Origin of the sequence: Bacillus sp. AFS029533 (assembly GCF_002585125.1) — a bacterium.
GTDB lineage: Bacteria > Bacillota > Bacilli > Bacillales > Bacillaceae_G > Gottfriedia > Gottfriedia luciferensis_B.
This window is the reverse complement of record NZ_NUQC01000029.1, coordinates 43951-65371: the sequence shown is the minus strand read 5'-3', so window position 1 is coordinate 65371 and position 21421 is coordinate 43951. Positions and strand designations below refer to the sequence as shown.

Here is a 21421-nt window from a genome sequence, read left to right as displayed (position 1 = left end):
GTGTATTATTTATTAATAAAAATTTTTAAGTCCTCGTTTCTCTATTACCTTTATAATTATTAATACTCTTTAAACCTGCATTAAAACCTCGAATAAATGGAGATTATAATAAATGAGAAAAAGAATTCTAGTAATTGGAGCTAGTGGTGACATTGGCTTAGCAATTTCGAAAAAATTAATCAATGAAAAATATGATTTAGTTGTCCATTATAATAGTAAGAAAGAGCCACTTAATGAGCTGATCCAATTAGCTAATGAGATTGAAGTAAATTGCCAATTTGTTCAAGCGGACTTGTCAGTTGAAAATGGAGTTGAAATTTTAACATCACAAATAAATGATACAATCGATTCAATTGTTTATGCATCGGGTTTTTCAATCTTTGGTTTAATTAACGATGTAAGTGATGAGGAAATCGATCGAATGACTCAATTACATATCAAAAGTTTGATCAAAGTAGTCAATCATTTTCTTCCTAATATGGTGGCTAAAAAATCTGGCAGTATCGTCGTTATTTCGTCTATATGGGGACAAATTGGTGCTTCATGTGAAGTATTATATTCAACTACTAAAGGTGCTCAAAACGCCTATGTGATGGCATTAGCTAAAGAATTAGGGCCAAGTGGAGTGAAAGTAAATGCCGTTGCCCCAGGTGCCGTAAAAACGAATATGTTAAATACGTTTAGTGAAGAAGATTTAAAAGAAATCGCAAATGAAATTCCAATGAATCGTTTAGCTCTTCCATGTGAAATTGCGAATACGGTAAATTACCTAATTTCCGAACAATCTTCTTATATAACAGGCCAAATTCTTGGAGTAAACGGCGGTTGGCATACTTCATAGCAAAATTTCCGGTCGAAAGTTATTTATTTCACATATTTTACCTTTTATATTATGGCGAAATCGTTTATTATTAAATGGAGAGTTAAGTAGTTAACAAATAGGGGGTATAGGTATGGAGTTAATCGAATGGTATTTTGAGTATGAAATACATAAGAATCGCCCTGGACTACTTGGAGATATTGCATCGCTAATCGGTATGCTAGGGATTAATATTTTAACAATCAATGGTGTCGACACAATGAGACGCGGCATGTTACTTGGTTGCGATAACGATGATCAAATTACTAGATTTGAATCAATTTTAAATACTATGGACAATATAACAATAATTAAACTTAGAAAGCCAACTCTGAGAGATCGTTTAGCTGTAAGACATGGTACTTATATTCAACGTGACGTAGATGATAAAAAGACTTTTCGTTTTGTCCGCGATGATTTAGGTATGCTTGTTGATTTTATGGCAGAGCTATTTAAAATGCCAGGCCATAAGCTAATCGGAATTAGAGGGATGCCTCGTGTTGGTAAGACAGAATCAGTTGTAGCAGCAAGTGTTTGTGCAAATAAACGCTGGTTATTTGTTTCATCAACATTAATTAAACAAACATTAAGAAGTCAATTAATAGAAGATGAATATAATTCAGATAATGTATTTATTATTGATGGCATTCTTTCTCATAGAAGAGCAAATGAGCAACATTGGCAATTGGTTCGCGAAATTATGGCAATGTCTTCTGTGAAAGTAGTGGAACATCCTGATGTATTTGTACAGCAAACTGAATACTCCTTAGAAGATTTTGATTACATAATTGAATTAAGAAATGATGAAAATGAAGAAATTAAATATGAACTTGTAGACCAAATGGATAAAAATGGACACAACTCGTTCTCGATGTTTGATTTTTAAAGTTAGTTGGGGTGTAACTTGTGACAGAATTAGGAAAATATTTACGAGAAGCAAGAGAAGCGAAAGGTTTATCAATTGACGATGTACAAGAGTTAACGAAGATTCAGAAACGTTATCTTGAAGCAATCGAAGAAGGTAATTATGAAATATTGCCAGGGCAATTTTATGTTCGTGCATTTATTAGACAATATGCAGAAACAATAGGTGTTGACGTTTCTGGATTTCTAACTGAAAAGCCAGTGGTAGAAGAATCAACTGTGGCAAGTACAGTAGAAGAAGTAAAGCATGAAGAAATCCCTAGTAGAGCATCGAAGCTTAAAGAACCATTAAGCAATGTTAAGTCATCACGAGTAATGGATTATTTACCAAGGATACTAGTAGCGATTCTTATCATCGGAATCTGTATCGCTATTTATATGATGTTCCCATCAAAAAATGATGGAAAATCTGCGGATACGAATCAGACTCAATCTAACTCTAATTCTGAAATTGAAAAACCAAAAAATAATGCGCTAGATCAGGCAAAAGTTAATAATACGAAAAAAACAGAGAAACCGAAAAATGATGTGACTGAGCAAACACCAGCGCAAAAAATTACTGTTGACTCTGCAGCGGGTAAACGAACTACTATTTCTTTATCTGGTACGGATGTATTTAAATTAGAAGTAGTTGCAAATGGTGAAAGTTATGTAGATTTAAAAAATGCTGATGGAAAAATGTTCTATTCCGGAATTTTAAAACAAGGACAAACTCAAAACTACGACTTAACAGATGAAAATGAAGTAACTGTAAATATTGGTGCTTCTAATAATGTTGAGCTACGAATTAACGATGAGATATTTAAATATCCAGTTAGTCCAACAAATGCTGTTCACCAAAAGATTACGATTAAAAATTTAAAAATGAATCAATAGTCATCTTTAAGATGGCTTTTATTCATTTATTATAAATGCTTCATTTTTAGAAAGTTTTGGAGGGTTTTACCATGAATTTACCAAATAAGATCACAGTTTCAAGGGTTTGTCTAATTCCATTATTTATGATTGCCGTTTTAATCGATTTTGGATGGGGAAAAGTTACATTAATGGGTGATTCAATACCAGTTAATCATTTAGTAGGAGCTGCAATTTTTATTATTGCATCAGTTACTGATTTTATAGATGGTTATTACGCTAGAAAATTTAATCTAGTAACTAATTTTGGTAAGTTTTTAGATCCACTTGCTGATAAATTACTTGTATCGTCTGCATTAATTATCTTAACTGATTTTCATTATGTTCCTGCATGGATTACGATTGTCATTATAAGTAGAGAGTTTGCTGTAACCGGTTTACGAATGATTTTAGCTGGCTCTGGAGAAGTTCATGCTGCTGCAATGCTAGGTAAAATTAAGACTTGGGCTCAAATAGTTGCGATTTCTGCCTATTTCTTACATGACTTCCCATTGAATTTCTTACCATTTTCGATTGCGGATGTATCACTTTGGGTCGCATTATTCTTTACAGTATATTCTGGTTGGGATTATTTTTATAAAAATAGAGATGTTCTTCTTAAATCAATGTAATTAATATAGGGGGAAATGATATGAAGCGTGCTGAAATCATCGCAGTAGGTACTGAGCTACTTTTAGGCCAAATTGCAAATACAAATGCTCAATTTATAGCTAAACATTTATCTGCATTAGGATATCACCATCATTTCCAAACAGTTGTAGGAGACAATTCCGAACGACTTAAAAGTGCATTAGAAATTGCTTCATCAAGAAGTGATTTAATCATCTTAACTGGTGGACTTGGACCAACAAAGGATGATTTAACGAAAGAAGTAGTCGCAGAATTTGTTCAAGAATCACTTGTTTATCATGAACAATCACTAGAGTATATTGAACAATATTTTATTAAAGTAAATCGACCAATGACTGAAAATAATAAAAAACAAGCATTAGTCATTCATAACGCACATGTTTTATTGAATAAAAACGGTATGGCACCTGGAATGGTTTATGAAGTGAAAAATAAACAATTTGTATTATTACCAGGACCACCTAAAGAAATGATTCCGATGGTTGAGAAAGAACTAATTCCTTATTTTTTAAAAGGTAAGGAAGCAAGTACGATTATTTCGAAAGAGCTTAAATTTTTTGGCATCGGTGAATCGATTTTAGAAACTGAAATTCTTGATTTACTTGAAAATCAATCAAATCCAACAATTGCTCCTTTAGCGAGTGAGGGAGAAGTAATGCTTCGAGTTACTGCAAGTGCTAGTAATCAACAAGAGGCAGAAAAACTAATTGGACAAGCTGAAGAAAAAATACGTGAGCGCGTTGGGCAGTTTATATATGGTACAAATAATGAAAACTTATTTACAGTTTTATCAAGTAAGCTAAAAGATTTTAAACTGACTATTTCTGCTGCTGAAAGTTTAACTGGAGGTCTATTCAGTAAAAGACTGACAGATATTCCCGGGAACTCGTCCATTTTTAAAGGTAGTGTTGTTTGTTATTCTAATGAAATAAAACAAAATCTTTTAAATGTGCCAGCAGACATTCTTAATAAAAATGGTGCTGTAAGTGCAGAATGTGCAAAATCACTAGTTGAAAATATTCAAAGATTAACAGGCAGTAATATTTCAATTAGTTTTACTGGTGAGGCAGGACCGTCTACATTAGAAGATGTGCCGGTAGGGAAAGTATTTATCGGTATAAAAATTGGTGATTCTGATTCAATTGTAAAAGAGTTTCAATTCAGTGGCACTAGAGAACAAATCAGATTATCAAGTGTCAAAAATGGCGCGAACTTGTTGATTAAATTAATTAATTCAAGTTTCGAAAGTCAAGACTTATAAATTGAAATAGAATATTTTATAATATAAAAGCTCGGTTAATTTAGCCGAGTTTTTTAATTTTATAGTTTCGATATTAATAAAAATCTAGTTTTATAGACCAAAAAATACGAAACAAGCGTTTCTATTCTTTAAAAATTAAGTTTAAATACGAAAAATATCGAATAAACGTTCTATTTTTTTGTTGGCAAACGAACAAAAAACAGTTATTATATAGTTAAGAGATAAATGAATCCTGAAGGAGGAATCTAAATGAGTGATCGTCAAGCTGCATTAGAAATGGCTTTAAAACAAATAGAAAAACAATTCGGTAAAGGTTCAATTATGAAACTTGGAGAACAAACAGAACGCCAAATTTCAACTATTTCTAGTGGATCGTTAGCACTAGATGTAGCATTAGGTGTAGGTGGATATCCAAGAGGACGTATTATCGAAGTATATGGTCCTGAAAGTTCAGGTAAAACAACTGTAGCATTACATGCAATCGCTGAAGTTCAAGCAAATGGAGGACAAGCGGCGTTTATAGATGCTGAGCATGCATTAGATCCGGTTTATGCTCAAAAATTAGGTGTAAACATTGATGAGTTATTATTATCTCAACCAGATACAGGTGAACAAGCACTTGAAATCGCTGAAGCATTAGTTCGAAGTGGTGCAATTGATATTATCGTAATTGATTCAGTAGCTGCATTAGTTCCAAAAGCTGAAATTGAAGGTGAGATGGGTGATGCTCACGTAGGTCTACAAGCACGATTAATGTCGCAAGCATTACGTAAACTTTCAGGTGCAATTAACAAGTCAAAAACGATCGCATTCTTCATTAACCAAATTCGTGAAAAAGTTGGAGTTATGTTTGGTAATCCTGAGACGACTCCAGGTGGACGTGCGTTAAAATTCTATTCTACAATTCGTTTAGAAGTACGTCGTGCTGAACAATTAAAACAAGGTAATGATATTGTGGGTAACAAAACAAAGATTAAAGTAGTTAAAAATAAAGTAGCACCACCATTTAGACAAGCAGAAGTAGACATTATGTATGGAGAAGGTATTTCTAAAGAAGGTGAAATTCTTGATATTGGAGCCGATTTAGATATCGTTCTTAAGAGTGGAGCATGGTATTCTTACAATGAAGAGCGTCTTGGACAAGGCCGTGAGAATGCTAAGCAATTCTTAAAAGAAAATAAAGAAATTCGTGATACGATTAAACAATCGATCCGTCTTCACCATGGTTTAGATAACCCTGTTACTGTAACAGAAACAGATGACGAAGAACAATTCTCTTTATTAAATGAGTAATCATAAGTTAGTTTAGAGCAATAAAAAATGCGGGCGCTTATTAAAAGTGCCTGCATTTTTTTATTTATAATTTCATGACTTTGATTTTTTTGAAATACAGAAAATAATTTCATCAATTTGAAAGAATTGATTCCAATAGAAGGATTCACCATCCCTATAAGAAATGCAAAGTGAGACCTTATTAGAATGACCATGAAGAGGCAAATAAAGTCATTCATGGTAAGTAGGTGTCTTGTATTAGAATAAGGCATACTTTTATGATCGGGGCTTATCAAAAAACAGACAATATCTATATTTTTTTTATATTTATGAGTAGTAATTTATAAAAGAAAAATTCGATCAAATAACTTACTAATCAGATCTTAAAAAAAAATTAATGAATAAAATTTAGATTCTCATGTATGAAATCTAGTAAAAATGTAATAAATATTGATAAATCAAGTAAGTAAGCGAGTTACAAGGCTTGACATCATTTGGTAAGAGATTTAATATTTAAGTGTATATTCTAAAAAAATATTACTATTTTGTGAAAAATTGAATTGAAGTGTGCTGTATGTTGATGCAATTATTTATACAATATAACAGCCGACAAAAATGAAACTAACTAAATAGCAAGAGGAGGTGAAATCATGGGTGCAAATACTATAATTTTGATCATCTTCGCATTGCTTGCCACATTCGGAGTCGGTTATGCTGTCGGATTTTTTGTCCGTAAGTCCATTGCAGAAGCTAAAATAAATGGCGCAACTAATCATGCAAATCAAATTATTGAAGATGCAAAACGTGATTCAGAAACAATTAAAAAAGAAGCTTTATTGGAAGCAAAGGACGAAATTTTCAAAATTCGTACAGATGCAGAGAACGAAATTCGAGACCGTCGTAGTGAACTACAAAAGTCAGAAAATCGTTTAATGCAAAAAGAAGAGAACTTAGATCGTAAAGATGATGGACTTTCAAAACGTGAGTCTGTTCTTGAAAGAAAAGAGGAATCTCTTGTTTTAAAACAACAGCAGATAGAAGAAATGGAAAGCAAGATAGAAGCATTAATTGCTGCTCAACAAGAAGAGTTAGAGAGAATTTCTAGCTTAAATCGTGAAGAAGCAAGACAATTAATACTTACTAAAGTCGAAAATGAATTATCCCATGAAACAGCAATACTAGTAAAAGAAACAGAAGCTCGAGCAAAAGAAGAAGCAGATAAGAAAGCAAAAGATATTTTATCATTAGCAATCCAGCGATGTGCTGCAGACCATGTTGCTGAAACAACTGTTTCAGTTGTAAATCTTCCAAATGATGAAATGAAAGGTCGTATTATTGGCCGTGAAGGACGAAATATACGTACTTTAGAAACGTTAACTGGTATAGATTTAATTATTGATGATACGCCTGAAGCTGTAATATTATCAGGTTTTGATCCAATTCGTCGTGAAACTGCGCGAATTGCACTAGATAAATTAGTACAAGATGGTCGAATCCATCCTGCACGAATTGAAGAAATGGTTGAAAAATCAAGACGAGAAGTAGATGAGTACATACGTGAAGTCGGTGAACAAACTACTTTTGAAGTTGGTGTTCATGGAATTCACCCTGACTTAATAAAAATATTAGGTCGTCTGAAATTTAGAACTAGTTATGGTCAAAATGTGTTAAAGCATTCGATGGAAGTAGCGAACTTAGCTGGACTTATGGCTGCTGAACTTGGTGAGGATACAAAACTTGCAAAACGTGCAGGTTTACTTCACGATATTGGTAAAGCAATTGACCATGAGGTAGAAGGAAGTCACGTTGAAATCGGTGTTGAATTAGCAACGAAATATAAAGAACATCCAGTAGTTATCAATAGTATTGCATCTCATCACGGGGATGCTGCGCCAACTTCAATTATTGCGGTTCTTGTAGCTGCTGCAGATGCTTTATCTGCTGCTAGACCGGGAGCACGTAGCGAAACATTAGAAAACTATATCCGTCGATTAGAAAAGCTTGAAGAGATTTCTGAATCATATGAAGGTGTAGAAAAATCATTCGCTATTCAAGCAGGTCGTGAAGTACGCATCATGGTAAAACCAGATACAATTGATGATTTACAAGCTCATAGATTAGCGAGAGACATTAGAAAGCGTATTGAAGATGAACTGGATTACCCAGGTCATATAAAAGTTACGGTTATTCGTGAAACTCGAGCTGTCGAGTATGCAAAATAAAGTGGTTTATGCCACTTTATTTTCTTTTTTGTAACAAAATAAAGTATTTTTAAAAATAGCTCCAACTAATACATATCTGAAATGAATCTTAGTTGAATGGCATAGATGAAGATTCAGATTGTGCTAGTAATGGGGCTTTTCGTATTTTTGGGTAATCTAAAAGTAAAATCAGTGCTGTGAATTAACAGTGGCAAGTTGGAAGGATGTAACGTAATGAGAATAATGTTTATAGGCGATGTAGTTGGTTCAAATGGTAGGGCAATGGTAAAGGCTAATATTCAAGCTTTAAAAAGGAAATATAATCCTTCAGTAACGATTATAAATGGTGAAAATGCAGCACATGGTAAAGGAATAACGGAAAAAATTTACCGCGAATTTTTAGAATTAGGTGCTCAAGCAGTAACACTTGGTAACCATGCATGGGATAAAAAGGATATTTTTGAATTTATTGATCAAGCAAAATACTTAGTTAGACCAGCTAATTTCCCTGAAGGTACACCTGGTAATGGATTAGTATTTTTAAATTTTAATGATGTTGAAATAGCCGTTATAAATTTACAAGGTAGAACATTTTTACAACCACTTGATTGTCCTTTTAAAAAAGCTGATGAGCTAATAAAAATCGCTAAAAAACGAACAAACATCATTTTTGTTGATTTTCATGCTGAAGCAACAAGTGAAAAAATTGCTATGGGCTGGTATTTGGATGGAAGAGTAACAGCGGTTGTTGGTACACATACACATGTTCAAACGGCTGATGAGCGAGTTTTACCTGCTGGTACAGCGTTTATTACAGATGTTGGAATGACAGGTCCATATGATGGGATTCTAGGTGTTACGAAAGAAGCTGTTATAAAAAAATTCCTAACGAACTTACCAGTGAGATTCGAAGTTGATGAAGGTAGAGGTCAGTTAAGTGGTGTAATTATCGAATTAGATAAACAAACTGGGCTAGCAAAATCAATAAAAAGAATACAAATAAATGATGATCATCAAGAGCTATAATATTAATTAAAAGAATTGTGAAAATTTTTAAAAAACTTTTAAATATTTGCAGGAATAACTTCTTGTTATCGAGAATAGTTTTTATTGTACACAATAATAGCTTTGTAAGTACAAGGAGGATCAGGAATGGAAATATTAAAAGTTTCAGCAAAGTCAAACCCTAATTCTGTAGCAGGAGCACTTGCAGGTGTATTGAGAGAGCGTGGTTCAGCAGAAATTCAAGCAATTGGTGCTGGCGCGTTAAACCAAGCTGTAAAAGCAGTTGCAATTGCAAGAGGATTCGTTGCACCAAGTGGTGTAGACCTTATTTGTATCCCTGCATTTACAGATATTCAAATCGATGGGGAAGAGCGTACAGCGATAAAATTAATCGTAGAGCCTCGTTAATAATAACAACCTGTTAGCCTAAAGCGACAGGTTGTTTTATTTTTAATTCAAGGAAGAGTAAGTGTTAGCGAGTCAGATTACGCAAATTTGAAATTAAAAGGTGGACAAAACTTTAGCTCCAACTTGAAAGCTCGTTTAGTCGACGAGTTTTTTTGCGTATAATTATTACTTTTATTATTGGATTTATTAATATGATACACTAATTTTAATAGTCAAAAAAATAGGAGGGTGTTAATTTATGAAAGTTTTTGATGCTCATTGTGATGTATTGATGAAATTACTAGAAAAGCCTTCGATCAATTTTGAAAATGATGATTCCTTACAAGTTTCAGTTAATCGATTAAAACAAGGGAATAGTAAAATACAATGTTATGCGATTTATATTCCTGAAAGTATACATAAACTAATCAAATTTGATGCAGCTCTTCAATGTGTAACACTTTTTTATGAAAAAGTAGCAACAGAAAATAATAATATAAAAGTTATTCGAACAAAAGAAGATGAAGTTGGATTAAAAAGTCACGAAATGGGTGCTATTTTGACGCTAGAGGGCTGTGATGCACTTTTAGGTGATATTAATCGCTTAAAGATATTACATCGTCTAGGGGTACGTAGTGTCGGTCTAGTATGGAATTATGCAAATGAAGCTGCGGATGGAATTCTTGAGGAAAGAAATGGGGGGTTAACTAATTTTGGAAGAAGTGTAGTTCATTACTTAAATGAGCATAATATGTGGTGTGATCTTTCTCATTGTACTGAAGCCGCGTTTTGGGATGCATTTGAACAAGCAAAATATCCAACTGCGACTCATTCAAATGCTAAAGCGATTTGTAAACATCCAAGAAATTTAAATGATGAACAGCTAAAGGCTATGTTTAATAGAGGAGCAATAGTCGGAATTAATTTCTATCCTACTTTTTTAGTTGATGAAGGTGTCGCAAATATTTCAGATATTCTTAAACATATCGATTATATGTGCTCTCTAGGTGGAGAAAAATTTATCGCGATGGGATCAGATTTTGATGGAATCGATACTCATCCAACAAATTTACATCACGTAGGTCTTTATCAAAATTTAACAAATGAATTGCTTAAACACTATACAGAACAGCAGGTTAAAGGCTTTATGTATGAGAATTATTCATCATATATACATTACAAATAACACGTTACTTGTTCAGAATAATAAAAATATAAAAATTAAAGGAATAATTTCTTTCAAAATCATTGATTTTTTTGATTAATAGGTCTAGAATTGAAAGCGAATTAACTCATATCAAAAGATATGTTTTAAATCGCTTTCATTCTTTTATAAAAAATGAATGATATGCAAAAAAATTATCCATTTATAATTTAATTTATTACGAATGAGGGCATTCAAAGGGGTGTAGGAAATGATTGAACAACTTTCGTGGAAAGTTGGAGGACAACAGGGTGAAGGTATCGAAAGTACAGGTGAGATTTTTGCAATTGCGCTAAACCGTTTAGGTTACTACTTATACGGATATCGTCATTTCTCTTCTCGTATTAAAGGTGGTCACACTAATAACAAAATTCGTGTAAGTACAACTGAAGTTCGTGCAATTTCAGATGACTTAGATATTTTAGTAGCATTTGACCAAGAAACAATCGATGTAAACTTTTATGAATTACGCAAAGGCGGTATCGTAATTGCTGATGCTAAATTTAATCCGACAATTCCAGATTCAACTGACGTAACACTTTATTCAATTCCATTTACAGAATTAGCAACTGAACTAGGTACTTCATTAATGAAAAACATGGTTGCAGTTGGAGCTTCAAGTGCAATTTTAGGTCTATCAATTGAAGTGTTCAGAGAAGTTGTAGATGAAATTTTTGGTAAAAAAGGTCAACAAATTGTTGAGAAAAACATAGAAGCAATCGCACGTGGAGCAGAAGAAATGAGAGAAATGCTTGGCGTGAATGTAAATAAAATGCAATTATCAGAAGCTGATGGTAAAAAACGTATGTTCCTAATCGGTAACGATGCAATCGCAATGGGTGCATTAGCAGGTGGTTCTCGTTTTATGGCAGCGTATCCAATTACGCCAGCATCTGAAATTATGGAATACTTAATCAAAAAATTACCTCAGTATGGTGGAGCAGTTATTCAAACTGAAGACGAAATTGCTGCATGTACAATGGCAATCGGTGCTAACTATGCTGGTGTTCGTACATTAACATCATCTGCAGGTCCTGGTCTTTCATTAATGATGGAAGCAATCGGTCTTTCTGGTATGACTGAGGTTCCTTTAGTAATCGTTGATACTCAACGTGGTGGTCCAAGTACTGGTCTTCCAACTAAACAAGAGCAATCAGACTTAATGGCTATGATCTACGGAACTCACGGTGAAATTCCGAAAGTAGTAATCGCTCCAAGTACAGTAGAAGAAGGATTCTACGATATGGTGGAAGCGTTTAACGTAGCTGAAGAATTCCAAGTACCTGTAATCGTAATTACTGACTTACAACTTTCTTTAGGTAAACAAACTGTTGAGCCACTTCAATTTGAAAAAGTACAAATTCGCCGTGGTAAGTTTGATTACAAACAAGAATTACCTGTATCTGAAAACAAAGAGTACTTCAAACGTTATGAAGTGACTGAAGATGGCGTTTCTCCTCGTGTAGTACCAGGTATGAAAGGTGGAATTCACCACGTAACTGGTGTTGAGCATGATGAAATGGGTAAACCATCAGAATCACCAATTAACCGTAATCAACAAATGGATAAACGTATGCGTAAATTAAATAACCTAAAATTCCCTAACCCAGTGTTAGTGAACTCTAAACACGAAGATGCTGATGTATTACTAGTTGGTTTCAACTCAACTCGTGGTGCGATTGAAGAAGCAATGGTTCGTTTAGAGCAAGATGGTATCAAAGTTAACCATGCTCATATCCGTCTAATTCACCCATTCCCAACAAACGAATTAATGCCTGAGCTTAAAAAAGCTAAGCGTGTAATCGTAGTTGAAAATAATGCTACTGGTCAATTAGCAAGCATTATCAAAATGAATTGTGGTCATGCAGAAAAGATTTCAAGCTTACTAAAATATGATGGAAATCCTTTCTTACCAAAAGAAATTTACAATACTTGCAAGGAAGGAGTTGTTCTAAATGGCAACATTTAAAGAATTTCGTAATAATATTAAACCAAACTGGTGCCCAGGATGTGGAGACTTCTCTGTACAAGCATCTATTCAACGTGCAGCAGCAAATGTTGGTTTAGAACCTGATAACCTTGCAGTAATTTCTGGTATTGGATGTTCTGGTCGTATTTCTGGATATATTAACTCTTACGGTTTACATGGTATCCATGGTCGTTCACTTCCAATTGCACAAGGTGTAAAAATGGCTAACCGTGATCTAACTGTTATCGCTTCTGGTGGTGACGGTGATGGATTCGCTATCGGTTTAGGTCATACAATCCATGCAATTCGTCGTAACATCGACATTACGTATATCGTAATGGACAACCAAATCTATGGTCTAACAAAAGGTCAAACATCACCTCGTAGTGATGTAGGATTCAAAACTAAGAGTACGCCACAAGGTTCTGTTGAATCTGCACTTTCAGTAATGGAAATGGCATTAACAGCTGGTGGAACATTCGTAGCTCAAAGTTTCTCAAGTGATTTAAAAGAATTAACTTCATTAATTGAGCAAGGTATTAACCACAAAGGTTTCTCTTTAATTAACGTATTCAGCCCATGTGTAACTTACAATAAAGTAAACACATATGACTGGTTTAAAGAAAATCTTGTTAAACTTTCTGATGTTGAAGGATATGATCCATCAAACAAAGAAATGGCTATGCAAACATTAATGCAAAATAAAGGTTTAGTAACTGGTCTTATCTACCAAAACAAAGAGCAAAAATCATACCAACAATTAATTTCTGGATACAGTGAAGAACCATTAGTTGAATCAGAACTTCAATTAGAAAAAGCACAATTCGAAAAATTAGTTGCTGAATTCATGTAATAAAAAGAAAAACTCCTCATTTTTTGAGGAGTTTTTTTTATTTTATATATGGACAATCATGACAATCTATTATGAAGGATACTGCCATTTGATGTTGAAGTAATTTGTAGTTAGGAGTGTTTTGATGATGAATATAAAAATAAGAAGACCAATAATAGAAGACATTAAAGAATTAAATCAATTTTTTAAAATAGTGATTACAGATACTTTTACAAAAGAAGGTATTAGCAATCAAGTGGAAAGTATGAAGGAAGAAATCAAAACAAAAGGAATTTATCTAGAAAATGATTTTGAAAGTAATGGTGAAGAACGATATTTTTTGATTGCGTTAAATAACGAAAAGATTATTGGTTCGATTGAATATGGTCTAGCTAGTGATCTTATTTTAAATTGTACAAACAATGAATTAAAAGGGCTACCTGAGGTCGGTACTGTATTTGTACATCCAGACTATCAAAAAAATGGAATAGGAAATTTATTATTAAAGAATATGTTCGTTACTTTACACAATAAAGGGATAGAAGAATTTTGTTTAGATAGTGGCTATTGTAATGCCCAAAAAATCTGGAAAAAGAAATTTGGCGAACCTGATTATTTATTAAAGGACTATTGGGATAAGGGATCTGATCATATGATTTGGAAAATTAAAGTCAGTGATAGATTAAAATAGCAATTTTTCAGGTTTTATTTGCAAACCACTGTTTAATTACCAATTTCATCATTTGTTTTTACAGAAGAACCCTTTATTTGGCATTCCAAAACTCTTATTTGCAGCCTAGTCATTATTTATCACTTCTGTTTTTAAATCTACAGTTTTATCAACATTTAAAGATTCTCTAAGGATACCATATTAAAAAATAGAGGTTTCCAATTTTGGAGACCCTCCATTTTCTAATAACAAAGTAACACTAAATTGAATTCTTAAATTAAAAAATAGGCAAATAAAGGAAATCGCTTGATATTATCGAATTTCTTAATTAGAAATAATAGAAAGGAGAAAAATTTTGTTATCCTCACTCGTACCTGCTTTAATTACGTTTATTTTGGTAAGTATTCTTTCACCTTTTTTAATTGCTACGTTAAGAAGATTGAAGTTGACTCAACCTATTAGAGCGGAATTACCAGCTGAACACCATAATAAAAAAGGAACTCCTTTAATGCTGGGAAGTATATTTTTGATAGGTATTTTAGTAGCTTTCGTTAATTATTCAAGTCCACTTATGCTTTTTTTAGTTGGAACTTTTATTTTATTCAGTGTTGTTGGTTTTCTTGATGACTTTTGGAAAGCATCAAAACAGGATCCAGGAGGAATATCAGCTAAAACAAAACTAGTTTTTCAATTTTCATTTACTATTTTTTTACTTATTGTTTTAATTAATTTTTTTGAAGTAGACACAACCTTTCGGATTACCGATTCGATAAGTATCTTTTTACCATTATGGGTTTATTTGGCCTTAATCACTTTATTTATTGTAGGATCAGCTAATGCTATTAACTTTACTGACGGGATGGACGGACTGCTTGGTATGGTATCAATCCCTACCTTCTTTTTCTTTTTTCTGATTTCAGATCATATTGAAGTGAAAATTTTTAGTCTCATAATGATCGCTAGTTTAGCTGGTTTTTTAATTTATAACTTATATCCAGCTAAGGCTTTTATGGGAGACACAGGTTCAATGGCAATCGGTGGTTCGTTATCATTTTTAGCGATAATTGAAAAAGTAGAGATCTTGATTCCAATGTTGTTTTTTATTTATTTAGCTGAACAGTTTTCCGTTATTTTTCAAGTTTTCTACTTTAAAAGAACAAGAAAAAGATTATTTCTAATGGCACCTATACATTTTCATTATGGAATTAAATATGGTTGGTCAGAAAATGTCATTGTCATGAATTTTACGATTGTTTCTTGGACAGGTTGTTTCTTAAGCTACTTATATTTTTATTTTTTTATGTAAATTATGAACTCAATGAATTTAAGAGGATCCTTTGATGGATTCTCTTTTTATGTTGAAAAAGGTGTTTTTTAGGTTTAGAGAGGGCTCGAGTTACGGTTCTAAAAGTGAGGACCATATAACCTGAATCAACATTCTTCAATCAATCATTAAAGCGCTTTATTCTTTTATAGAATTGTTTTTATAATAATGGATAAAATTATTCAAATATACTAGTATTATCAGCTTTCTTTTTTGCCTAACGCACATTGTATATTGTAGAATAACGTTATATACTTAAGTAATGTGTGGACGCTCGAGAAGAAAGGAGATTGTTTCATGAATGAACAACAACGCCTTCAAGGCACTAATATAAATAATTCAAAAGATAAAAATGATAAAGATTATAGTAAATATTTTGAAAAAGTTTACCAAGCTCCATCTTTAGCTGATGCAAAGCGTCGAGGTAAAGAAGAAGTTACGTATGATCGTGGTTTCGAAATTCCTGAAGAAATGAGAAATTCAGGTGTAGGTAAAAAATTCTTAATCCGTACATATGGCTGCCAAATGAATGAACATGACACAGAAGTTATGGCAGGTATTTTAACGACGATGGGTTATGAAGTAGCTACATCAGTTGAAGATGCTGATATTATTCTATTAAATACATGTGCTATTCGAGAAAATGCTGAAAATAAAGTGTTTGGTGAAATTGGTCACTTAAAACCGTTAAAACTTCAAAGACCAGATCTATTAATCGGTATTTGTGGTTGTATGTCTCAAGAAGAAGCAGTTGTTAATCGAATCTTACAAAAACATTCATTTATAGATATGGTATTTGGTACACATAATATTCATAGATTACCATTTATTATTCAAGAAGCGATGTTTAGTAAAGAAATGGTGATTGAAGTATGGTCAAAAGAAGGGGATGTAATTGAGAACCTTCCAAAAGTACGTCGTGGAGAAATTAAAGCATGGGTTAATATTATGTATGGCTGTGATAAATTCTGTACGTACTGTATTGTTCCTTACACACGTGGTAAAGAACGTAGTCGTCAGCCAGAGGATATCATCAATGAAGTACGTGAATTAGCTAGACTGGGCTATAAAGAAGTTACTTTATTAGGTCAAAATGTTAATGCTTATGGTAAAGACTTAGATGATGGTAAATATGGATTAGGTCATTTAATGGATGAAATCCGTAAAATTGGTATCCCGCGTGTTCGTTTTACAACAAGTCATCCACGTGATTTTGATGATCATTTAATAGAAGTATTAGCAAAAGGTGGCAACTTAATGCCACATATTCACTTACCAGTTCAATCTGGTAGCTCTGAAGTTCTAAAACTAATGTCACGTAAATATGATCGTGAACAATATTTAGAACTTGTAAGAAAATTAAAAACAGCAATGCCACAAATTTCATTTACAACAGATATCATTGTTGGATTTCCAAATGAAACGGATGAGCAATTCGAAGAAACGATGACATTATATGAAGAAGTTGGTTTTGATTTAGCATTTACTTTCATTTATTCACCACGTGAAGGTACACCAGCTGCAAAAATGGTAGATAATGTACCAGAAAGTGTGAAAAAGGAAAGATTACAACGACTTAACAATCTTGTAAATGAAAAATCTGCTGAATTCAATAAACGTTTTGAAGGTCAAATACTTGATGTATTAGTTGAAGGAGAAAGTAAGAAGAACCCTGATGTACTTGCTGGGTATACTCCTTATAATAAACTTGTAAACTTTAGAGGTCCTAAATCAATCGTTGGTCAAATTGTAAAAGTAAAAGTTACAAAAGCTAAAACATGGTCATTAGATGGAGAATTAGTAGAAGAAACAGTAGAGGTGCTATAATGGGAAAATATACAAAAACGGATATCGTTGAACGTGCAAAAGAATTAGCAGTAATGATTTCTGAAACAGAAGAAGTAGACTTTTTTAAACGTGCTGAAGCGCAAATTAACGAGAGTGAAACTGTAAGAGCTTATATTGAAGAAATTAAGTCATTACAAAAACAAGCAGTTAATTTAGAGCACTGGGGTAAGAAAGAAGCACTTAAAAAAGTTGAACAAGAGCTTGATGAATTAAACGAAAAACTAGAAACAATTCCAGTTGTACAAGAATTTCAATCTTCTCAAATAGAAGTTAATGACTTACTTCAATTAATCGCTCACACGATCTCAAATGGTGTGACAGACGAAATCATTAAGTCAACAGGCGGTAACTTATTAAGTGGTGAGACAGGTTCAAAAGTAGAACATGGGCCGGATGCTTGCAAAACAGATAGCTGCAGCCATTAATAAAAAAGACTCAAGGAAGCAAATAATTTTGCTGCTTGAGTCTTTTTTTTATATAAAGCTAATAAAGTAATTACTAAATAGCCTTAATATCATAATTTTTATGTTTATTTTTTAAATTCTTCAATTTAGAGTCAACTTTATTAGGCTGTCGTCATACAATTTATCATCACATGTTTTTTTAACTTGTATAAAAGAATTTTCATGTCATTAACACATTCCGCATATGTCACGCATAGAATGAAATGAAAATGGAACGAGGAGGGTCACACCTATGTCTGAACGCGAACATAGAGAGATTATAACGAAGGCAGTCGTAGGAAGAGGCAAGAAATATAACAAAGTCACACATACAATCACACCAAATCATACTCCATCAAGTATTTTAGGCTGCTGGGTTATTAACCATGTATATGATGCAAAAAAATGTAAGGATGGAGTAGAAGTATCTGGTAAATATGATATTAATATTTGGTACTCCTATGGTGACAATACGAAAACAGAAGTTGTTCCTGAGTCTGTTAAGTATACTGAAGTAGTAAAGTTAAGACACAGAGATGAAAACTTTACTGGCGAAGATTGTGAAGTGATTGCTAGATCATTAAAACATCCAAATTGTTTAGATGCAATTATTTCTCCAAATGGAAATCGATTTATTGTAACAGTAGAGAAAGAAGTATTAGTTGAAGTTGTAGGTGAAACGAAAATTGTCGTACTTGTTGCACCGCATGGTGTACACGACGATGACGAGTTCTTTGATGTAGATGATGAGTTTGAAGATTTAGATCCAGATTTTGTTTTAGAAGGCGAAGAAGAGTAAGTTAGGCTAGGAAGGTGATACTTCCTAGCTTTTTTATTTTATAAATAATTTCAACTTTACAATCAATCGAAAGTTTTCTTTTTCTTAACTTTCGAACTTTCTAAGCCTTTTTGCAAAATGTGATATAATATGCGAAGAATGTTTTTTGATGGAGAGGATAGAAATGGCAACTTATACGCCAATGATTGAGCAATATTTAAATATAAAGAAAAATTACCAAGATGCATTTTTGTTTTTTAGACTTGGTGATTTTTATGAAATGTTTTTTGAGGATGCCATAAAGGCATCTCAAGTTTTAGAAATTACGTTAACCGGTCGAGCAGGAGGAACTGATGAACGAATTCCAATGTGTGGAGTACCATTCCATTCTGCAGCTGGATATATAGAACAATTAGTTGAAAAAGGATATAAAGTAGCTATTTGTGAACAAGTTGAAGATCCAACGGTCGCAAAAGGAGTAGTTCGAAGAGAGGTTGTTCAACTGATTACTCCAGGGACGCAAATGGAGGGTAGATCGATTGATGAAAAGCAAAATCATTATATCTCAACATTATCAGAAGTAACACCAAGTTCATATGCTTTAGCTTGGATTGATTTGACGACTGGTGAGGGGAATGCTTTATTACTTAGTGGTTCAATTGAAGAAGCAGTTTTAAAAATCGCAGCAACTGGTACTAAAGAAGTTGTTGTAAATGAAGATTTTTCATCTAAAGCGATTCAAACACTAGAAAAAAGTTTTTCAATTACCGTTTCATTTGAGGAAAATGTTCATTTATCAGATGAGTTTAAAAATGTTGTAAAATCAATTGATCAAACTAGTTTAAAAACTACTGCCGCAAGATTATTAAATTATTTATCGAGAACACAAAAACGAACACTTTCTCATCTTCAAGAAATAGTCGTTATTCATCAACATGATTTTTTAAACATGGACATGTATTCGATGAGAAATCTTGAATTAGTTGAAACACAACGTTCAAAAAACAAACAAGGTTCTTTAAATTGGTTATTAGATGAAACGAAAACGGCGATGGGTGGACGTTTACTAAAAAAATGGATTCAACGTCCACTAGTAAGTACTAAACAGATTGAACATCGTTTGACGATTGTAGAATTGTTAATGGAAAATTATTTTATCCGTGAAGACCTGAAGGAATTATTAAAAGATGTATATGATTTAGAGCGCTTAGCTGGGAAAGTCTCATTTGGTAATGTAAATGCAAGAGATTTATTACAATTAAAACGTTCACTTCAAACGGTACCTTCAATTATTCATGCTTTAAAATCAATTAGTCATGAAACGATAGATGAATTAATTAATCAAATCGATCCGTGTGAAGAGCTTCAAATGCTTTTAGAGAATGCAATTTTAGAAGATGCGCCTTTATCAATTAAAGAAGGAAACATTATAAAAGATGGCTTTCATAAAACATTAGATGAATATCGATTCGTTAGTAAGAACGGTAAAAATTGGCTAATGGAATTAGAGCAAAGAGAAAGAGAAATTACGGGGATTAAGAACTTAAAAATTGGCTATAATCGAATCTTCGGCTACTTTATCGAAGTGACTAGATCAAATATTAGTCAAGTACCAGAAGGTCGTTATGAACGTAAACAAACATTAGCGAATGCAGAACGCTTTATTACTGAAGAACTAAAAGAAAAAGAAACAATGATTCTTGAAGCTGAAGAAAAAATGATTGGCTTGGAATATGAGTTATTTATTTCAATTCGAGAACAAGTAAAACAATATTTATCTAGACTTCAAACATTAGGACAAGTAATTAGTCAAATTGACGTTTTACAAAGTTTTTCTGTAGTAAGTGAAAAAAATGGATATGTTAGACCTGCATTCACGGAGGAAAGAGAATATATCGTGAAGAATGGAAGACATCCAGTAGTTGAAAAGGTACTACTAGGTTCCGAATATATTCCGAATGATACTAATTTCGATGTTGAGACTCATCAATTTTTAATTACAGGACCTAACATGGCTGGTAAAAGTACGTATATGAAACAAGTTGCGCTAATAAGTATATTGGCTCAAATTGGATGCTATGTACCTGCTGAATATGCGAAATTACCTATTTTTGATCAAATATTTACTAGAATTGGGGCAGCAGATGATTTAATTTCTGGACAGAGTACATTTATGGTCGAAATGTTAGAAGCTAATTATGCAATCACAAATGCAACTGAAAAAAGTTTAATTTTATTTGATGAAATTGGTAGAGGAACATCAACATATGATGGAATGGCCTTAGCACAAGCCATGATTGAATATATACATGATCATATCGGAGCAAAAACGCTTTTTTCTACTCACTACCATGAATTGACGGTATTAGCTAATCAACTTAAGTTTTTGAAAAATATTCACGTTGCAGCAAAAGAGCAAGATGGAAAAGTATTATTCCTTCATAAAATCTTTGAAGGCGCAGCGGATCAAAGCTATGGTATCCACGTTGCCGAATTAGCAAACCTTCCAAAAGATGTAATCAGTCGGGCAAAAGAATTATTAAATGATTTAGAATCAAATAGTCATTCCTATGTTAAAGAGGGAATTGAAAATACAGAAAAAGAGATTGTAACTATTCAAGTACCGAAAAAAGAAATTGTTCAAACGACCAACAAAGAGGATGCTGAATCTCAGTTAAGCTTATTTGACGATCATCAACCGGTGGTTAAAGAAGTTGTTAAAAACCATCCTGTCATTGATCAATTAAAAGGAATAAATATACTAGAATTAAATCCTATGGAAGCATTTAATTTATTATATGAACTTCAAAAGCAAGTTAAAAAATAAAAGAAGGCCAAATGGCCTTTCTTTTAATTAATAGTTAAAATTATGATAATAGCTTAATGTACTATACCTTTT

The 21421-nt window shown here is 32.8% G+C and carries 18 protein-coding genes; all 18 read left to right on the top strand.

Annotated features, from left to right (window positions below; genetic code table 11):
- The first annotated feature begins 112 nt into the window (after positions 1-112).
- The 18 genes from ymfI (at position 113) to mutS (ending at position 21349) form a co-directional block, all read left to right on the top strand.
- Positions 113-841 (top strand): elongation factor P 5-aminopentanone reductase, encoded by a 729-nt coding sequence (gene ymfI, locus COE53_RS16905; RefSeq protein ID WP_025568771.1) that lies wholly within the window; start codon positions 113-115, stop codon positions 839-841.
- A gap of 112 nt (positions 842-953) precedes the next feature.
- The gene (locus tag COE53_RS16900; protein WP_025568772.1) at positions 954-1745 is read left to right on the top strand and encodes a DUF3388 domain-containing protein; all 792 of its coding nucleotides are present in this window, start codon (positions 954-956) and stop codon (positions 1743-1745) included.
- Positions 1746-1765: 20 nt separating this feature from the next.
- Positions 1766-2659, top strand: coding sequence for a helix-turn-helix domain-containing protein (locus COE53_RS16895; RefSeq protein ID WP_091022155.1), 894 nt, complete (start codon positions 1766-1768; stop codon positions 2657-2659).
- Positions 2660-2730: 71 nt separating this feature from the next.
- The gene (gene pgsA, locus COE53_RS16890; RefSeq protein WP_025568774.1) at positions 2731-3309 is read left to right on the top strand and encodes a CDP-diacylglycerol--glycerol-3-phosphate 3-phosphatidyltransferase; all 579 of its coding nucleotides are present in this window, start codon (positions 2731-2733) and stop codon (positions 3307-3309) included.
- A 20-nt stretch (positions 3310-3329) separates the two neighbouring features.
- The gene (locus COE53_RS16885) at positions 3330-4589 is read left to right on the top strand and encodes a competence/damage-inducible protein A (protein ID WP_025568775.1); all 1260 of its coding nucleotides are present in this window, start codon (positions 3330-3332) and stop codon (positions 4587-4589) included.
- Positions 4590-4838: 249 nt separating this feature from the next.
- Complete coding sequence (gene recA / locus COE53_RS16880) at positions 4839-5882, top strand: recombinase RecA (protein ID WP_025568776.1); 1044 nt, start codon at positions 4839-4841, stop codon at positions 5880-5882.
- A gap of 629 nt (positions 5883-6511) precedes the next feature.
- On the top strand, positions 6512-8083 hold the full coding sequence (gene rny, locus COE53_RS16875) for a ribonuclease Y (RefSeq protein WP_069034493.1): 1572 nt from the start codon (positions 6512-6514) through the stop codon (positions 8081-8083).
- Between the two features lie 213 nt (positions 8084-8296).
- Positions 8297-9088, top strand: coding sequence for a TIGR00282 family metallophosphoesterase (locus COE53_RS16870; protein WP_098948443.1), 792 nt, complete (start codon positions 8297-8299; stop codon positions 9086-9088).
- Between the two features lie 126 nt (positions 9089-9214).
- Positions 9215-9475, top strand: a complete 261-nt coding sequence (gene spoVS / locus COE53_RS16865; RefSeq protein ID WP_044893696.1) for a stage V sporulation protein SpoVS — start codon at positions 9215-9217, stop codon at positions 9473-9475.
- Between the two features lie 238 nt (positions 9476-9713).
- A complete protein-coding gene (locus COE53_RS16860; protein WP_069034491.1) occupies positions 9714-10640 on the top strand; it encodes a dipeptidase in 927 nt (308 codons plus the stop codon).
- Between the two features lie 229 nt (positions 10641-10869).
- Positions 10870-12627 (top strand): 2-oxoacid:acceptor oxidoreductase subunit alpha, encoded by a 1758-nt coding sequence (locus tag COE53_RS16855; protein WP_069034490.1) that lies wholly within the window; start codon positions 10870-10872, stop codon positions 12625-12627.
- Complete coding sequence (locus tag COE53_RS16850; RefSeq protein ID WP_069034489.1) at positions 12614-13480, top strand: 2-oxoacid:ferredoxin oxidoreductase subunit beta; 867 nt, start codon at positions 12614-12616, stop codon at positions 13478-13480. The genes COE53_RS16855 and COE53_RS16850 overlap by 14 nt, the downstream gene beginning before the upstream one ends.
- 124 nt (positions 13481-13604) lie before the next feature.
- Positions 13605-14150, top strand: coding sequence for a GNAT family N-acetyltransferase (locus COE53_RS16845; protein ID WP_098948442.1), 546 nt, complete (start codon positions 13605-13607; stop codon positions 14148-14150).
- A 334-nt stretch (positions 14151-14484) separates the two neighbouring features.
- Positions 14485-15435, top strand: a complete 951-nt coding sequence (gene mraY, locus COE53_RS16840) for a phospho-N-acetylmuramoyl-pentapeptide-transferase (RefSeq protein WP_069034486.1) — start codon at positions 14485-14487, stop codon at positions 15433-15435.
- 315 nt (positions 15436-15750) lie between these two features.
- Positions 15751-17280 carry a tRNA (N6-isopentenyl adenosine(37)-C2)-methylthiotransferase MiaB gene (miaB, locus tag COE53_RS16835; RefSeq protein ID WP_069034485.1) on the top strand — a complete coding sequence of 510 codons (1530 nt, stop codon included), beginning with the start codon at positions 15751-15753 and terminating at the stop codon, positions 17278-17280.
- Complete coding sequence (locus tag COE53_RS16830; protein WP_098948441.1) at positions 17280-17726, top strand: YlbF/YmcA family competence regulator; 447 nt, start codon at positions 17280-17282, stop codon at positions 17724-17726. The genes miaB and COE53_RS16830 overlap by 1 nt, the downstream gene beginning before the upstream one ends.
- Positions 17727-17997: 271 nt before the next feature.
- Entirely contained in the window at positions 17998-18543 is a 546-nt protein-coding gene (gene cotE / locus COE53_RS16825; RefSeq protein WP_069034483.1) for an outer spore coat protein CotE, read from the top strand.
- Positions 18544-18706: 163 nt separating this feature from the next.
- Positions 18707-21349, top strand: a complete 2643-nt coding sequence (gene mutS / locus COE53_RS16820) for a DNA mismatch repair protein MutS (protein WP_098948440.1) — start codon at positions 18707-18709, stop codon at positions 21347-21349.
- Positions 21350-21421 lie beyond the last annotated feature (72 nt).

What these genes read in the sequence shown, in the direction of transcription:
- miaB (WP_069034485.1), top strand. Translation starts at nt 15,751, where the DNA reads ATGAATGAACAACAACGCCTTCAAGGCACTAATATAAATAATTCAAAA.
- spoVS (WP_044893696.1), top strand. Translation starts at nt 9,215, where the DNA reads ATGGAAATATTAAAAGTTTCAGCAAAGTCAAACCCTAATTCTGTAGCA.
- COE53_RS16870 (WP_098948443.1), top strand. Translation starts at nt 8,297, where the DNA reads ATGAGAATAATGTTTATAGGCGATGTAGTTGGTTCAAATGGTAGGGCA.
- COE53_RS16860 (WP_069034491.1), top strand. Translation starts at nt 9,714, where the DNA reads ATGAAAGTTTTTGATGCTCATTGTGATGTATTGATGAAATTACTAGAA.
- rny (WP_069034493.1), top strand. Translation starts at nt 6,512, where the DNA reads ATGGGTGCAAATACTATAATTTTGATCATCTTCGCATTGCTTGCCACA.
- mutS (WP_098948440.1), top strand. Translation starts at nt 18,707, where the DNA reads ATGGCAACTTATACGCCAATGATTGAGCAATATTTAAATATAAAGAAA.
- COE53_RS16845 (WP_098948442.1), top strand. Translation starts at nt 13,605, where the DNA reads ATGATGAATATAAAAATAAGAAGACCAATAATAGAAGACATTAAAGAA.
- ymfI (WP_025568771.1), top strand. Translation starts at nt 113, where the DNA reads ATGAGAAAAAGAATTCTAGTAATTGGAGCTAGTGGTGACATTGGCTTA.
- COE53_RS16850 (WP_069034489.1), top strand. Translation starts at nt 12,614, where the DNA reads ATGGCAACATTTAAAGAATTTCGTAATAATATTAAACCAAACTGGTGC.
- COE53_RS16900 (WP_025568772.1), top strand. Translation starts at nt 954, where the DNA reads ATGGAGTTAATCGAATGGTATTTTGAGTATGAAATACATAAGAATCGC.
- cotE (WP_069034483.1), top strand. Translation starts at nt 17,998, where the DNA reads ATGTCTGAACGCGAACATAGAGAGATTATAACGAAGGCAGTCGTAGGA.
- pgsA (WP_025568774.1), top strand. Translation starts at nt 2,731, where the DNA reads ATGAATTTACCAAATAAGATCACAGTTTCAAGGGTTTGTCTAATTCCA.
- COE53_RS16855 (WP_069034490.1), top strand. Translation starts at nt 10,870, where the DNA reads ATGATTGAACAACTTTCGTGGAAAGTTGGAGGACAACAGGGTGAAGGT.
- COE53_RS16885 (WP_025568775.1), top strand. Translation starts at nt 3,330, where the DNA reads ATGAAGCGTGCTGAAATCATCGCAGTAGGTACTGAGCTACTTTTAGGC.
- recA (WP_025568776.1), top strand. Translation starts at nt 4,839, where the DNA reads ATGAGTGATCGTCAAGCTGCATTAGAAATGGCTTTAAAACAAATAGAA.
- COE53_RS16830 (WP_098948441.1), top strand. Translation starts at nt 17,280, where the DNA reads ATGGGAAAATATACAAAAACGGATATCGTTGAACGTGCAAAAGAATTA.